The organism is Mesorhizobium sp. CA5 (assembly GCF_020165105.1).
GTDB lineage: Bacteria > Pseudomonadota > Alphaproteobacteria > Rhizobiales > Rhizobiaceae > Mesorhizobium.
In genome coordinates this window covers 136,471-150,667 of the sequence record NZ_JAIUHJ010000010.1, presented here as the reverse complement: position 1 = coordinate 150,667, position 14,197 = coordinate 136,471, and the positions used below count along the sequence as shown (strand labels likewise).

General features: G+C 63.9%; 11 protein-coding genes. 6 read left to right on the top strand and 5 right to left on the bottom strand.

The genetic code is table 11. The features are described 5' to 3' along the window. The first annotated feature begins 114 nt into the window (after nucleotides 1-114). Nucleotides 115-570: a L,D-transpeptidase gene (locus LB529_RS15415; protein WP_224711544.1), complete on the top strand. Its 456-nt coding sequence runs from the start codon at nucleotides 115-117 to the stop codon at nucleotides 568-570. Between the two features lie 137 nt (nucleotides 571-707). On the opposite strand, the gene LB529_RS15410 is transcribed toward LB529_RS15415, so the two are convergent. Beyond that, nucleotides 708-3,791: an efflux RND transporter permease subunit gene (locus LB529_RS15410; protein WP_095767407.1), complete on the bottom strand. Its 3,084-nt coding sequence runs from the start codon at nucleotides 3,789-3,791 to the stop codon at nucleotides 708-710. Further along, nucleotides 3,788-5,089 (bottom strand): efflux RND transporter periplasmic adaptor subunit, encoded by a 1,302-nt coding sequence (locus LB529_RS15405; protein WP_224711543.1) that lies wholly within the window; start codon nucleotides 5,087-5,089, stop codon nucleotides 3,788-3,790. The genes LB529_RS15410 and LB529_RS15405 overlap by 4 nt, the downstream gene beginning before the upstream one ends. A gap of 147 nt (nucleotides 5,090-5,236) precedes the next feature. Between LB529_RS15405 and LB529_RS15400 the strand changes: the two genes are divergently transcribed. Both LB529_RS15400 and LB529_RS15395 read left to right on the top strand, forming a co-directional pair. Beyond that, nucleotides 5,237-5,770, top strand: coding sequence for a TetR/AcrR family transcriptional regulator (locus tag LB529_RS15400; RefSeq protein ID WP_095767408.1), 534 nt, complete (start codon nucleotides 5,237-5,239; stop codon nucleotides 5,768-5,770). Between the two features lie 135 nt (nucleotides 5,771-5,905). After that, entirely contained in the window at nucleotides 5,906-7,516 is a 1,611-nt protein-coding gene (locus LB529_RS15395; RefSeq protein ID WP_224711542.1) for an inorganic phosphate transporter, read from the top strand. 151 nt (nucleotides 7,517-7,667) lie between these two features. On the opposite strand, the gene LB529_RS15390 is transcribed toward LB529_RS15395, so the two are convergent. From LB529_RS15390 to LB529_RS15380, 3 genes are all read right to left on the bottom strand, one after another. Next, nucleotides 7,668-8,510: an MFS transporter gene (locus LB529_RS15390; RefSeq protein WP_224711541.1), complete on the bottom strand. Its 843-nt coding sequence runs from the start codon at nucleotides 8,508-8,510 to the stop codon at nucleotides 7,668-7,670. 185 nt (nucleotides 8,511-8,695) lie between these two features. Next, complete coding sequence (locus tag LB529_RS15385; protein ID WP_224711540.1) at nucleotides 8,696-9,856, bottom strand: patatin-like phospholipase family protein; 1,161 nt, start codon at nucleotides 9,854-9,856, stop codon at nucleotides 8,696-8,698. Next, nucleotides 9,849-10,637, bottom strand: coding sequence for an acetoacetate decarboxylase (locus LB529_RS15380; protein WP_224711539.1), 789 nt, complete (start codon nucleotides 10,635-10,637; stop codon nucleotides 9,849-9,851). The genes LB529_RS15385 and LB529_RS15380 overlap by 8 nt, the downstream gene beginning before the upstream one ends. Nucleotides 10,638-10,878: 241 nt before the next feature. Here LB529_RS15380 and LB529_RS15375 point away from each other — a divergent pair, with 241 nt between their 5' ends. From LB529_RS15375 to chrA, 3 genes are all read left to right on the top strand, one after another. Beyond that, complete coding sequence (locus LB529_RS15375; RefSeq protein WP_224609352.1) at nucleotides 10,879-11,667, top strand: 3-hydroxybutyrate dehydrogenase; 789 nt, start codon at nucleotides 10,879-10,881, stop codon at nucleotides 11,665-11,667. A gap of 162 nt (nucleotides 11,668-11,829) precedes the next feature. Next, nucleotides 11,830-12,645, top strand: a complete 816-nt coding sequence (locus LB529_RS15370) for a chromate resistance protein ChrB domain-containing protein (protein WP_224711538.1) — start codon at nucleotides 11,830-11,832, stop codon at nucleotides 12,643-12,645. After that, nucleotides 12,645-14,030 carry a chromate efflux transporter gene (gene chrA, locus LB529_RS15365; RefSeq protein ID WP_224711537.1) on the top strand — a complete coding sequence of 462 codons (1,386 nt, stop codon included), beginning with the start codon at nucleotides 12,645-12,647 and terminating at the stop codon, nucleotides 14,028-14,030. The genes LB529_RS15370 and chrA overlap by 1 nt, the downstream gene beginning before the upstream one ends. Nucleotides 14,031-14,197: the final 167 nt, after the last annotated feature.

The window sequence follows — 14,197 nt, the reverse complement described above, 5'->3', positions numbered from 1 at the left end:
AACGAATTCGAAACAGAAACGAGTATTAAGCGAAATAGGTCTGAAACGGACGAGCACGATAAGGCCCCATCGAAATTGAAGCCGGACACAACGGCAAAAAACAGAGGGATCGTCATGCACACCGCCATTTCGGCCAAGCTTATCCATATCACCGCCGCCGCGCTCACCGGCGCGGCGCTTCTGTTCGGCGCCGGCAATGCCGCCCACGCCAACCAGCTCGTCGCCAAGGTTTCGCTGTCGCAGCAGATCATGGAAGTCACGGTCCATGGCCGCCCGACCTACATCTGGAAGGTCTCGACCGGCAGCAGAGGGCACATCACGCCGACTGGCTCGTTCAAGCCGACCCGCTTGCATGAGATGTGGTATTCGAAAAAATACGACAACGCGCCGATGCCGCATTCGGTCTTCTTCAGCGGCGGCTATGCCGTCCACGCCACCTATGCCGTCAGCCATCTCGGCCGTCCCGCTTCCCATGGCTGCGTGCGGCTGCATCCCGATGCGGCGGCCGATTTCTATCAATTGGTCGAGGCCTTCGGCCCCGGCAACACCAGCATCGTCATTGTCAAGTAACGCCCTGGCCAAGTAACCGGCTGGGTAAGAGTAGCAGGCAGGTTGCCGCCTTCCACCCATCGAGAAGCCGTGAGGCAGCCGCCAAAAAAAGAGGCCGGAATTTTCCGGCCTCTTTTGTTTTCGCTTCGGTTGCCATCTCAGCTCGGCAGCGCCGGCATCAGATTCGGATCGGGCTTCTCGGCGAGATGCGGCAGGTCCTTGCTGGCGATGAAGGTGTAGAACATCGGCACGACGAAGAGCGTGAACATGGTGCCGACCAGGATGCCGGTGAAGATGACCAGACCCATCGAATAGCGCGCGGCTGCACCGGCGCCGCTGGAGACGATCAGCGGCACGACGCCGAGCGCCATGGCCGCCGTGGTCATCAGGATCGGCCGCAGGCGCACCTTGGCCGAAGCGATGATGGCGTCGCGGCGCCGCATGCCATGGATTTCACGCTGCTGGTTGGCGAATTCCACCAGCAGAATGCCGTGCTTGGTAATCAGGCCGATCAGCGTGATCAGGCCGACCTGGGTGTAGATGTTCAGCGTCCCCAGGCCGATGTTGAGCGGCACGATCGCGCCGAAGATCGACAGCGGCACCGCCATCATGATGATAAGCGGATCGCGGAAGCTCTCGAACTGGGCCGCCAGTACCAGGTAGATGACGATCACCGCCGCCGCGAAGGCGATCAGGATGGTGTTGCCCTGCTCCTTCTCCTGCCGCGACTGGCCGGAATAGTCGACGAAGAAGGTGTCGGGCAGGGTCTCCTTAGCGAGATCCTCCAGCACCTTCAGCCCGTCGCCGGTGGTCACGCCGGGCAGAGGCAAGGCCGAGATCGTCGAGGAGTTCAGCTGGTTGAACTGCTCGATGGCCGCCGGCGAGGCATTGGTCGAAATCTTCACGACCGCCGACAGCGGCACCATCTTGCCGTCGACGCTGCGCACGAAATATTCGCCGAGCTTGTCGGGATTGTCGCGGAATTCCTGCGGCACCTGCGGGATGATGTCGTAGCTGTTGGAGTCGCGGTCGAACTGCGCCACTTCGGAGCCGCCGACAAGCAGCGTCAGCGTATTGCCGATATCGGCGATCGGCAGGTTCAATGCTGCTGCGCGCTCGCGGTCGATGGTCACGGTCACCTGCGGCGCATCGTAAGACATCGAGTTCTGCACGACGATGAAGCGGCCGGAGGCCTGCGCCTTGCTCTTGATCTTCTCCGCCTGCTCGAAGACCTCCGAGGGAGCTCCGGTGGAGCGCACCACCATGGAAATCGGCAGGCCGCCGCCGGAGCCGGGCAGCGTCGGAGGCGCGAAGACGAAGGCTTCGACGCCGGCGACCTTGGCGAGGCGGCCCTGAATGTCGGCCTGGAGCTCCTTCGAACTGCGCTTGCGCTCTGCCCAGTCCTTGAAGGCGAAGCCGACGAAGGCGCCGTTGGTCGCGCCGCCGAAGGCGACGGCAGAGAATTGCGCCCTGGTCTCGGGAATGTCCTTCACAAGGCCAAGCATCTGGTTGACGTAGGCCTCGGTGTAATCCGATGTCGCATAGCGCGGCGCGGTGACGATCGAGAGCAGGAAGCCCTGATCTTCCTCCGGCGCCAGCTCCGTCGAGGTCTTGGTGAACATGAAGCCGGTCAGCGCCACGAGAGCGACGACGATGATCAGCGTCACCGGGCGGTTCCTGAGCGAAGCGGTGACCGCCCGTTCGTAGACGCGCTCGACGCGGCTGAAGGTTCCGTCGACGATCCGCTGGAAGCGGCCGTGCTGGCCCGGCTTCAGCAGGCGAGCGGACATCATCGGCGTGATTGTCATGGCGATCACGCCCGACAACACCACCGAGCCGGCCAGCGTCACCGCGAATTCGCGGAACAGCGCGCCGGTCAGGCCGCCGGTGAAGGCAAGCGGGGCGAACACGGCGGCCAGCGTGATGGTCATCGCCACGATGGCCGTCGCGATCTCGCGCATGCCGTTGAAGGCCGCCTGCATCGGCGACATGCCGTCTTCCTCCATGTGGCGGTGGATGTTCTCCACCACCACGATGGCGTCGTCCACGACAAGGCCGATCGCCAGCACCATGGCCAGCAGCGACAGAAGGTTGATCGAATAACCGACCGCAAACAGGATGAAGCAGACGCCGATCAGCGATAGCGGGATCGTCACGATCGGCATCATCACCGAGCGGAACGAGCCCAGGAACAGGAGGATGACCACGATGACGATGGCGACGGCTTCGCCGATGGTCTTGAACACTTCCTCGATCGAGGCGCTGATCTGGCCAGTGGCGTCGTAGACGACCTCGATCGTCATGCCTTTCGGCAGCGTCTCCTGGATCTGCGGCACGAGCCGGGTGACCGCGGCGGCGGTCGTCAGCGGGTTGGCCGCAGGCGTCGGGAAGATGGCCAGGAAGGTTCCCGGCTTGCCGTTGAAGCTCACCCTGGTGTCGGTGTTTTTCGCGCCGAGCTCGACATGCGCGACGTCGCGCAGGCGCACCACCTGGCCATCCGTCGAGCGTATCGGGAGCTGGGCGAAGGCCTCAGGCGTCTGCAGGGTCGAATGCACGGTGATCGAGGAGACCACATATTCGTTCTCGGTGTTGCCGGGCGCCGACAGGAAGTTCGAGTTGTTGATCGCGGTCAGCACGTCCACGGCGGTGGCGCCGCGGGCGGCAAGCCTGATCGGGTCGATCCAGACGCGCATGGAATATTCCTGGGCGCCGAAGATCTGGACGTCGGCGACACCTTCCACGGTCGAGATGCGAGGCCGGATGACGCGCTCGATATATTCGGTGAGCTGCTCCTTCGTCATGTTCGGGTTCTGCATCGAGATGTACATCATCGCAAACTGCTGGCCGGTGCCCTTGACGATGACCGGATCCTTGGAGGCGTCCGGCAAGGTGCCGCGCACGCCCTGGACCTTGGACAGCACCTCTGCCAGCGCGACGTCCGGATTGGAGCCGAGCTTCATCTGCACCGTGACCGTGCTCGAGGACGGACGGCTGGACGAGGTGACGTAATCGATGTTTTCGGTCGAGGCGACGGCGCGCGCGATCGGGGCCGATATGAAGCCCTGGATCAGGTCGGCACTGGCGCCGGGATAGGCCGTGGTGATGGTGATCGCCGTCTCGTCAACCTTAGGATATTGACGGATCGACAGGCCGAAGATGCCCTGGAAACCGAGCAGCAGGATCAGGCAGGCCAGCACCGTCGACAGCACGGGCCGGCGGATGAAAAGGTCGGAAAAGCTCATTGCTGAACCTGTTTGTTCGCCGATTTGCTGGGATCGATGGTGTTGTCGACGGCAACCGACATGCCGTTGAAGAGCCGGTTCTGGCCGGCCGTGACGACCTGGTCGCCGTCCTTGAGGCCCTCGACGATCTCAACCATGCCGTTGTTGCGGCGGCCGAGCTTGACGAAGACCTGCGAGATGGTGAGCGCAGGCTGCTGCGCGGCCTCGGCCGGCTTGGCGGCGTCGCCGGCCGCTTTGTCGGCCGGCTTCGCGTCCGCCGGCCTTGCGGCGTTGTCGGCTGGCTTGGTGGCGTCCGCCTGCGGCTTGGCGGCATCGCCGGCCGCCTTATCGGCGCTGGCCTTCTGCTCATCCGGCTTCGCCGGCGCGGCAGCGGCTGCGGGCTTCGCCGGCTCGACCACGAAGACATAATCGCCATAGAGGCTGGTCGTCACCGCCGTCTGCGGCACGGAAATGACATTGTTTTCCTGCGGCAGCTCGACACGGATCTGGACGAACTGGCCAGGGGTCAGCTTGCCTTCCGGATTGGCGACCTCGCCGCGAATCGAGACCAGCCGGCTGGCGGGATCGATCTTGGGGTCGATGCCGCGAATGGAGCCGGCAAAGGACATATCGGCGAGATTGGTGCCGAGCTTGATGGTCTGGCCGATCTTGAGCAGCGGCAGCTGCTGTTCGGGTACCGTGAAGTCGACCCGCATCGTGTCCAGGTCCTGGATCGTCACCACCGCGTTGCCTGGCGCCAGATACTGGCCGATGTCGATCTTCGGGATACCGACCGTGCCGCCGAATGGCGCGGATAATTGCTTCTGGTCGAGCACTGCCTGCAGCTTGTTGACCTGCGCGGCCGAGGCGTCCGCCGCAGCACGCGCGGCGTCAAGCGTCGCGTCGGTGCCGACGCCGCGCCGCTGCAATTCGATCGCGCGGGTCAGCGCCGCCTGGTCCGAGGCGGCCTGCGCCTTCTGCGCCACCAGATCGGCTTTCTCGACGGCATCGTCGAGCTGCACCAGCACCGCGTCGGCGGCAACCTTCTGGTTGGCGTGGAAAAGGATGTCCCTGACGATGCCGCTCGTCTCGAGGGTGAGATCGACGCCGCGCACGGCGTTGACGGTGCCGATGGCCTCGATGCCGGGGGTCCATACCGAAGGCTTGACCGTCACTGTCGAGACCGTCGCGGCCGGCGGCTTCATGGTAGCGAAATACTGCTTGATGCCGGCGTCGCGCATGAAGTTGAAGCCAACGATGCCGACGCACACCAAGGCAAGCAGCAGCAAAAATCCGGCGATGATGAAAAAGCGCTTCACGGATGGTCCCCTCGAGCCGGCAACCGGCAAATCAATCGATGCCGGGGCACATATCGACGATAAGTCCCGATTTCAAATCGGCGCGCTTTACTGTACCGGCTGGACGGTCTTGTCAATTCTGCCTAAGCTAATGTACGGGGAGGCGCGATGAGAGTACCCAGGGCGAACTCGCGCGAAAAGATACTTGCCGCCGCTGCCGACGTGGCGCGCGAGGCTGGTCCGGGAAGCCTGTCGCTCGAGGCGGTCGCAAGCCGCGCCGGCGTGTCGAAGGGCGGCCTGCTCTACAATTTTCCGACCAAAGCCAAGCTGATGCAGGGGCTCGTCGAAAGCTATCTCAACGACTTCCAGAAGGCGCTGGAAACACGCGCAACCGAGGCCGGCCATGAAAGCGTGCTCTCAGCCTATATCAAGCTGTCGGCCGATGATTGCGAGCGGCCGAAACCGTCGGCGTCCTGGATGTTCTCCGCGATTGCGGAGGATCCCGATTTTCTGACACCGATCAAGGCCTTCAAGCGCCAGCTGTTCGAAAGGCTGAAGGGGGAGACGGACGACCTCGGCTCGCTGCTGGTCTGCTTTCTCGCCATCGAAGGGATGCGCAGCATGAATCTGTTTGATTCAGACGTGCTCTCAGAAGACGAGCGCAAACTTCTGGTGTCCTCGCTCCTGAAAATAGCCGGATAGGTCACCAACGGTTTGGTGGTGACCAAACGGCTTGGTAGTGGTGGTGACCAAACGGTTAAGAGCGTCACACCAGCTTCATTCTAAGGACATAGCGTCCTTCCCGGTTCTTTGCTGCAATGCAAAAGGAGTGGGACAATGGTGGACGTAGTTTCGAGTGAGGCAGGGATCCCGAGACCGGATCATCCCCTGGAACAATCGGGCGGTGCCAAATGGTTCCTGCCGACTTTCGGCGTGCTGGTGCTCGTCGGCATCGTCTATGTCGGCTATGCGCTCAGCCAGGATTTGGCCATCGCCAAGACGGTGCCCTGGATCCTGCTCGGCATCGCGCTTCTGATCGCGCTGGGCTTCGAGTTCGTCAACGGCTTTCACGACACTGCCAACGCGGTCGCCACCGTCATCTACACGCGCTCGCTGCCGGCCGAATTCGCCGTCATGTGGTCGGGCGTCTTCAATTTCCTCGGGGTGCTGACCTCGAGCGGCGCGGTGGCCTTCGGCATCCTGTCGCTGCTGCCGGTCGAGCTCATCCTGCAGGTTGGCTCGTCATCCGGCTTCGCCATGGTGTTCGCCCTTCTGGTCGCCGCCATCCTGTGGAACCTCGGCACCTGGTTCCTCGGCCTGCCGGCCTCGAGCTCGCATACGATGGTCGGCTCGATCATCGGCGTCGGCCTCGCCAACCAGTTCATGGCCCCGGCCGGAAGCGCCACCAGCGGCGTCGACTGGGGGCAGGCGACCAATGTCGGCATCACCTTGCTGGTCTCGCCGATCGTCGGCTTCTTCGCCGCCGCCATCCTGCTCTATGCCATGAAGCTCCTGGTGCGCAATCCGGCGCTCTATGAAGCGCCGAAGGGCAATGCGCCGCCGCCATGGTGGATCCGCGCGCTGCTGATCTTCACCTGCACCGGCGTCAGCTTCGCGCACGGCTCCAATGACGGCCAGAAGGGCATGGGGCTGATCATGCTTATCCTGATCGGCGTGGTGCCGACAGCTTACGCGCTCAACCGCACGCCCGACATCAACTATCTCGACGCCTACAAGGCGGCCTCGGTGTCTGTCGAGCAGGCTCTGGGCAAGTACCTCAAGCCTGGCGTTGCTGTCGCCGATGCCAATGCTGCCAAGGCTGCCGTGCAGGAGGCCGTGCGCAGCAAGAGCTGGAACGATCAGACCACGATCGCGCTGCAGACCTATATCCACAACACCACCGCCGGGCTGCAGCCTTACGCCTCGGTCAATAACGTGCCGACCGACCTTGTCAGCAACGCGCGCAACGACATCTACCTGATCGGCGAAGCGCTGAAGCTGATCGACAAGAAGAAGCTGCTGCCGATGCAGGACGCCGATCTCAAGGCGGTGACCGACTACCACAAGGCGGTCGACAACGCGACGAAGTTCATTCCGCTCTGGGTGAAGATCGCCGTGGCGCTGGCGCTCGGCCTCGGCACCATGGTCGGCTGGAAGCGCATCGTCGTCACCGTCGGCGAGAAGATCGGCAAGAGACACCTGACTTATGGTCAGGGCGCCGCCGCCGAGCTGGTCGCGATGATCACCATCGGCATGGCCGACCGTTTCGGCCTGCCGGTGTCGACGACGCACGTGCTGTCGTCCGGCGTCGCCGGCACCATGGCAGCCAACGGTTCCGGCCTGCAATGGTCGACCGTGCGCAACCTGCTGCTGGCCTGGGTGCTCACGCTGCCCTGCTCGATCGCGCTGGCCTTTGTGCTGTTCGTGATCCTCCGCCACGTGTTCTGAGCGGGAAGGTCCTCAAGGAAACGGCGCGGCTGGCAGCGCCGTTTCTTTCCACCGCCGCGCAACTTCTGCCCTGCTAGAGCGGTTCACCGTTTCACGGAAACGGCGAACCGCTCTATCTCTTTGTTTTGCGCAATTCCGGACGGAAAACCGCTCACACTTTTCCTGGAATTGCTCTAAGGCGGCGCAGCTGGCGCAGCGACAAAACATGCAGCAGGATTGAGCTTGGCACCACGAAAGCAGGGGTCAGCACACCCGGATAATCGCCAGCGCCGATGCTCAGCACATCCGGAACGATCAACTGCCACGGGCCGGGCGAGGTGATTATGCCCATGGTGATTGCGACAGCGAAATCGGCAAGGCCGAGGATATTCCAGAGAATTGCTGCCCTCCGGCCCCCGGCTGTGCCGGTAGCCACCGCGATCGCCGCAGGCAATGCGAACAGCCCTGTCAGCACGTCGCCGACGCCTGCCGGCACCGCGAATACGCCGGGCAGCGCACCATGCAGCCACGCCGCGAGCGCCCAACTGCCGAATACGCGGTAGAGCTGAACCGCGACGAGCCAGCTCGCCGGCATTGCATCGAGCACCTGCCCGACCCGCCTGGAGAACAGCAACAGCGGCGCACCGATGATCACCGGCAGGAAGATGGCCGATGGCAACGCCGGTAAAGCCGTGGCGTCCGGATGGAAGATGCCATTGATCGCGGCGCTCCAAGCGACGGCGAACCACAGCGTATCCGGGATCATGATTGCCAGCCAAGTCGCGCGACGTTGACCCGGTGTCAGGCTCGTATGTTCGAGGCCGAGCCACAATCCCAGGGCGATGAGCCCGTGGGCCGCGAGCTGGTGGAACGTGGTCGGAACGCCGCTCTCCGGGATCGCCGGCCAACGATAGATCAAGAGTAGCCACAGCGTTGTGAGCGGCACAAACCACAGCAGGCCTCGCCAGGCGTCACGCAATGGAACGACGGCAGGGGAAACAGCTTCGGCGGTCATCGGCGGTACTCCATTGAGCCCAGCGCATTTTGCTGACGCCCAGATATAAGCCCGCTCTCCGCGAGGCGGCTATCCGCGACAATGTTGATGGCCTGTGAAGCAGAGCTTCACAGTTTGCGGGCTCCCAGGCGAGCGGCCGCTGTGACTTTTTCCCGAGATTGCTCCGCTTGTGGCGGATGCAAATATCAGGTCGGATCTTCGCGATGCAGGTCGTGGATGGTCACGCCGTCGGCGTTGTCGGGCAGCATCAGCCACTTCTTGTGACGCAGCGTGCGCTCGGTGTCTTCCAGGCCCATTTCCCAGTGCTCGCGCATCGAGGTACCGGAAAACTCGTAGTCCTTGGCGTGGCCTTCGTAGCCTTTGTGCTGATAGATCAGGTGGACGATGTTGACCACGCCGGCGTCGGAATAATCGGCCATCAGTTCCCTCTCGCCGTCCTTGAGCTGGTCCGGCGGCACGCGCTTCAGCGCGTCGAGCAGCTTCATCTTGAGCGCATGGATGCGCTGGAAGTTGTCCGTATTCTGGCGCGTGCGGCTGGAATACATGATGTCCTTGTGGCGCGACAGGACGTCGGCCAAGCCGCGCGGCAACACGCCGCGGGCGCTGAACAGATCGACCTGGAACACCAGCGAGGAGCGGTCCTCCTCCTGGTCGAGCAGATATTGCAGCGGCGTGTTGGAGACGATGCCGCCGTCCCAGTAATACTCGCCTTCGATGCGGATCGAGGGGAAGGCCGGCGGCAGCGCGCCGCTCGCCATGATGTGCTCCGGCCCGATGCGCACCTTGTCGGTGTCGAAATAGACGAAGTTGCCGGTCCTGACATTGACCGCGCCGACGCTCAGCCGCTTCTTGCCGTCGTTCAGCACGTCGAAGTCGATCAGGCTCTCCAGCGTGTCCTTGAGCTCGGCGGTGTCGTAGAAGCTGGTGGCACCTTCCGCTCCCGCCAGCTGGAACCAAGGGTTCGGGCTGCGCGGCTTGAAGAAGCCCGGCTGGCCCATGGTCATCGTCATCAATGACGAGGTCTGGTTGCGGATATCGCGATAGATGTCGCCTTCGGGCGTATAGGCCCAGATCTTACGGCCCGAGATCGTCTGCCAGAACTGCTCCAGCCGCTGCAGGCGGCGGCTCGGCTCGTTGCCGGCGATGATCGAAGCGTTGATGGCACCGATCGAGACGCCGGACAGCCAGGTCGGCTCGCAGCCGGCGTCGGCAAGCGCCTGATAGACCCCCGCCTGGTAGGCGCCGAGTGCGCCGCCGCCCTGGAAGACCAGGGCAATGCGGTCATATTGCGCCGTGATTTCCGCGATGGTGGCGGCGGCCGCCTTGTTGCGGGTACGCTCAAGCACCGGCTTTCTCCAGCTCCTTCGCGCCGGCAGCCGATCGGCCGTGGTCGGCGAGATAATCATGCACGACTTCGCCAAGACCCAGCGTCAGGTCGGCGGTGAAGTGAACGGCCGAGACGATGTCGAGCACAGGCAGCTTGGCGACATCGGCCATGACATGCGGGCGAAGGTCGAGCGCGGCGGGCGCCGTCCAGGCTTCCTTCAGCGTGATATCGGTGAGGTAGTAGCGGACCAGCTCGCAGATGCGTGGGCTGCCGTCGACATGCGGGATGATCTTGATGAGGAAATTGGGCGCGGCGAGCGAGGCGAGCACCTGGTCGTGGTCGGCTTCGCTGTGCTTGTAGCCCATGGTGCCGGTGGCGCAGAGCACGCTGCCATAATGCAATGTGCCGACCACCACCTCGCCCTCATGCACGATCTTGGGGTTGGCGAGCTTTTTTGGAAAACCCCAGAGCTCGCGGCCGCCGGCGATCGGCGCGTCATCGTCGAGATACATGGAATGCACGTAGCCGCCGTGCTGGCCCTTGTAGCGCACCGGAATGACCTGGCCGGTCTCGGTGTAGTCGCCGAAACCGGTCGAGTCCGGCATGCGGATGAATTCGTATTTGACCAGCGGCTCGTCGATCTCGAGCGGCGCCGGCACGACGGCTTCCAGCGCCTCGCGCGTCGTGCGGTAGGTGATGATGATGTATTCGCGGTCGAAGAAACGATAAGGGCCGGGCGGGAAGGAGGGGTTGGTGAGCGGCATGGCATAGGCTCGCTTCACGACATCGGCGATTTCCATGGCTGGTGCCCCAGTAAGGTTTGAATGACCCGCGCGAATGCGCTGGCAAATATGTTGCATGGCAGCATGACAGTGCCGTGTCAGCCCGGCGACACGCCGCCACGGAGCCGGCAAAATGGCGCTGCCGCGGTGTAATCGAGCCGACACATGGCCGTGCCATTGTCGTGCTGCACTGCACCAACTATCTGCTCTCCCAACTCGTTGCGTTGATAAGTCCCTCCCACCTCTTGCGAGATCTCCCATGGGTTCCCTGTCTTCGAAGAATGCGCTCGTCACCGGCTCGACCAGCGGCATCGGCCTTGCAATCGCCCGTGCCTTCGCCGCAGAGGGCGCCAACGTCACCATCAACGGCCTGGGCGACGCGGCGGCGATCGAGCAGGAGCGGGCCGGCATCGAAAAGGATTTCGGCGTCAAGTGCCGTTACTCGGGCGCCAACATGATGGACGGCGCCGCCGTCACCGCCATGATCCACGAGGCCGAGGCGGCATTCGGCAGCCTCGACATCCTGGTCAACAATGCCGGCATCCAGCATGTCGCGCCGATCGAGGAATTTCCCGACGACAAATGGGAAGCCATCATCCGCATCAATCTTCTCGCCGCCTTCTACGCCATCAAGGCGGCGGTGCCCGGCATGAAGAGCCGCAAATGGGGCCGCATCATCAACACGGCTTCGGCGCATGCGCTGGTCGCCTCGCCGTTCAAGTCGGCCTATGTCTCGGCCAAGCACGGCATCGCCGGCCTGACCAAGACGGTGGCGCTGGAAGTGGCGCAGGACGGCATCACCGTAAATGCGATCGCGCCCGGCTATGTCTGGACGCCGCTGGTCGAGAAGCAGATTCCCGACACGATGAAGGCGCGCGGCATGACCGAGGAACAGGTCAAGCACGACGTGCTGCTTGCGGCGCAGCCGACCAAGGAATTCGTCACCGTCGAGGAACTGGCGGCGCTGACTTTGTTCCTGTGCTCGGACGCCGCCAGGCAGATCACCGGCACGACCCTGCCGATGGATGGCGGCTGGACGGCGCAGTAAGCGCAACGGCGATCGCAAAACGAAGGCGGTCGGAGGCAACGCCTTCCTTGACAATCGGCGGTGATCGTTCCAGCATTCCGGCAAGGGGTTCCCCGCGACGACCCCGTGAGGCGTCAGCCCAACGATCGCGTCCAAACTCTCTTTGCTCAGGAGGTGGACGCTATGCCGTCAACAACCGCAATCACCGTTCCGCAGCTTTCCCGTCTCGTCGGCTTGCCCGATGCGCCTTGCCTGGTCGATGTGCGCATCGACGAGGACTATGAAGCCGATCCGCGCCTGTTGCCGGCGTCATGCCGGCGCGATTTCAGGACTGTCTCAAGCTGGGCGTCGGAATTTTCGGGACGCAAAGTCGTCGTGATCTGCCAGAGGGGACAGAAACTCTCGCAAGGCGTTGCCGCGTGGCTGCGCCACGAAGGCATTCCGGCGGAATCGCTTGAAGGCGGCTTCGAGGCCTGGGTCGCCGCCAGGGCGCCGTTGGTCAGCGCCGGCGCGATCCCGCCCCGCGACGAGAAGGGCCGCACCGTATGGGTCACGCGTTCGCGGCCGAAGGTCGACCGCATCGCCTGCCCCTGGCTGATCCGCCGTTTCGTCGATCCCCAGGCGGTTTTCCTGTTCGTCGATCCAGCCGAAGTGCCTCTTGTGGCGGACCGCTTCGCAGCGGTTCCCTTCGACATCGAGGGCGTGTTCTGGAGCCATCGTGGGGATCGCTGCACTTTCGACACGATGATCGAGGAGTTCGGCCTGCGCGTCGAAGCGCTCGATCGCCTGGCGCTGATCGTGCGCGGCGCCGATACGGCGCGCCTCGACCTCGTGCCGCAGGCGGCCGGGTTCCTCGCCGCCTCGCTCGGCCTGTCGCGCATGTTCCGCGACGACCTCGAGCAGCTCGAAGCCGGCATGCTCCTCTATGACGCCTTCTTCCGCTGGTGCCGCGATGCCGCAGACGAGACGCACAACTGGCCGGCAGGAGGCAAGGCGTAATGACAGCACTCGCCAAGAACGACGCCGCGCCGCTGGTCGATGTCCCGACCGTGCCGAGCTTTCGCGAGGCGACGCGGCTGTGGGCCAAGATCGGCCTGCTGTCCTTCGGCGGGCCGGCCGGGCAGATCGCGCTGATGCACAAGGAACTGGTCGAGGAGCGCCGCTGGATCGGCGAGGAGCGGTTCCTGCACGCGCTCAACTACTGCATGCTCCTGCCCGGGCCCGAGGCGCAGCAGCTTGCCGTCTATATCGGCTGGCTGCTGCATCGGACGGCAGGCGGTCTCGTCGCCGGCAGCCTGTTCGTGCTGCCGGGCGCGCTGGTCATGCTGGGCTTGAGTAGCTTCTACATGCTCTACAACGATGCACCGGTCGTCGAGGCGCTGTTCTTCGGCGTCAAGGCGGCGGTGCTTGCCGTCGTCGTCGAAGCGGTGATCCGCATCGGCAAGCGGGCGCTGAAGAACCGGGCCATGATCGTGATCGCGGTGGCGGCCTTCCTCGCCATCTACGTCGCCAGAGTGCCGTTCCCGCTGATCGTGCTCGCGGCAGGCCTCATCGGCTGGATCGGCAATCGGTTTGCGCCACGGCTGTTTTCCGGCTCGGCACATGGCAAGGGCAGCGTCGCCGACATCAAAGGCGTGGTCGACCTGATGTTCGAGCGCGGTGAGCTCGGCCACACCGTGCCGACCAGATGGCATGCGGCCCGCACCATCGCCATCTGGCTGCCGCTCTGGCTGGGGCCTGTAGCACTGGTCGCCGTGCTGGCGGGGCCGGGCAGCGTGTGGACGCAGATCGGCGGTTTCTTCAGCCTGATGGCCGTGGTCACATTCGGCGGCGCCTATGCGGTTCTCGCCTATGTGGCACAGGCGGCGGTGACCTCGTTCGGCTGGCTTTCGCCTGGACAGATGGTCGACGGGCTGGGGCTTGCCGAAACGACGCCCGGGCCGCTGATCCTGGTGCTGCAATTCGTCGGCTTCGCCGCCGCCTATCGCCATGCCGGTGCAATCAATCCTTTGCTTGCCGGATCGCTCGGGTCGGCGCTGACGCTCTGGGCCACTTTCGTCCCGTGCTTCTTCTGGATATTTTTAGGCGCGCCCTACATCGAGCAGCTGCGGCAGAACCGGGCGCTGGCGGCGGCGCTCGGCGCGATCACCGCGGCGGTGGTGGGCGTCATCATGAACCTTGCGCTGTGGTTCGCGCTGCATGTCGTCTTCGGCAAGGTCGCAAGCGTCGGCTGGGGCGTGGAGGTTCCGGTCCTGTCCTCGCTCGACTGGCGCGCCGCGCTTCTGTCGGCGGCGTCGATGGTCGCCATGTTCAGGCTGAAACTCGGCATGCTGCCGACGCTGGCGGGATCGGCTCTGGCGGGGCTTGCGCTGCAGGCGCTGTAGGCCCGCACGCCGTTCGATCAAGTTGGCGTTAACGAAAAAGCCGACCGGCCGGGAATAAACCGCCCGGTCTGCGGGTCTCCAGAGCATGCGCCATTTGTGCGCAACAGCAGGAGACCATCATGAAGCGGCGAGAAGACCAATACGCACGGGCTGAAGAGGGCGAAGGC

Coding starts and splice junctions, on each gene's coding strand:
- LB529_RS15415 (WP_224711544.1), top strand. CDS start 115: ATGCACACCGCCATTTCGGCCAAGCTTATCCATATCACCGCCGCCGCG.
- LB529_RS15410 (WP_095767407.1), bottom strand. CDS start 3,791: ATGAGCTTTTCCGACCTTTTCATCCGCCGGCCCGTGCTGTCGACGGTG.
- LB529_RS15400 (WP_095767408.1), top strand. CDS start 5,237: ATGAGAGTACCCAGGGCGAACTCGCGCGAAAAGATACTTGCCGCCGCT.
- LB529_RS15395 (WP_224711542.1), top strand. CDS start 5,906: ATGGTGGACGTAGTTTCGAGTGAGGCAGGGATCCCGAGACCGGATCAT.
- LB529_RS15390 (WP_224711541.1), bottom strand. CDS start 8,510: ATGACCGCCGAAGCTGTTTCCCCTGCCGTCGTTCCATTGCGTGACGCC.
- LB529_RS15380 (WP_224711539.1), bottom strand. CDS start 10,637: ATGGAAATCGCCGATGTCGTGAAGCGAGCCTATGCCATGCCGCTCACC.
- LB529_RS15375 (WP_224609352.1), top strand. CDS start 10,879: ATGGGTTCCCTGTCTTCGAAGAATGCGCTCGTCACCGGCTCGACCAGC.
- LB529_RS15370 (WP_224711538.1), top strand. CDS start 11,830: ATGCCGTCAACAACCGCAATCACCGTTCCGCAGCTTTCCCGTCTCGTC.
- chrA (WP_224711537.1), top strand. CDS start 12,645: ATGACAGCACTCGCCAAGAACGACGCCGCGCCGCTGGTCGATGTCCCG.